Below are 609 nucleotides of genomic sequence, written 5' to 3'. Positions count from 1 at the left end.
CCGCAAACAACTTGGCCCCGGCGTTCTGCGCAAACAGGCTGATGCTTTGCACCACGCTTGCCAGCAATGACTTGCCGCTGGCAATGCTGACATCCTCGCCGGTGCCCACGGTGAGGTGCTTGCCGCTGTGTAGGTGGGTGTTCTGTGGCGTGGCGGTGGCGATATCGGCCGGGGAGGAGGCGATCAGCAGTGGCTTCTGGTAGCCCGGGGTCTTGCCGCGTCCGCCGCTGCGGATGGCCCACGCGGTGTCGCCGCCCTTGGCTCGGGCTGCTGTTGTCGTTGCCATAAGTGACGTCGGCATCGGCGTTGAGCTGGGTCAGGCTGTCCAGGCCGGCTTGCAGGGCGTCGGCGTTGTGCTGCTTGGCGGTATCGGACAGGGTTTTGAGGCGTTGCTCGCTGTTCTGCAGCTGCTGCTGGGCTTCGCTGATATCAAGCTGCGCGCCCTGGGCGTTGCTGCGCTTCCAAGTGCTCAGGTACAGACCCTGCTGGGCGCGTAGGGCGCCGTAGGCGTCGGTGCGCAGCTCGAAGCCGGTGCCGCGCAGGGCGCCGCGGTGGTTGCCGCGCTGGTCGATCAGGTAGCCGAGGTTGAGCTGGGTATGGCCGTGGCTG

1 pseudogene is annotated in these 609 nt (G+C 66.7%); it reads right to left on the bottom strand.

Going from position 1 to position 609, the window contains the following annotated elements:
- Window positions 1-609: pseudogene (locus tag PFU01S_RS21350) on the bottom strand (type VI secretion system Vgr family protein); the annotation flags it as partial.

Origin of the sequence: Pseudomonas fulva NBRC 16637 = DSM 17717, assembly GCF_000730565.1 — a bacterium.
Taxonomy (GTDB): Bacteria; Pseudomonadota; Gammaproteobacteria; order Pseudomonadales; family Pseudomonadaceae; genus Aquipseudomonas; species Aquipseudomonas fulva.
The sequence above is the reverse complement of the archived record's forward strand: the minus strand, read 5'-3'. Positions and strand labels throughout refer to the sequence as shown.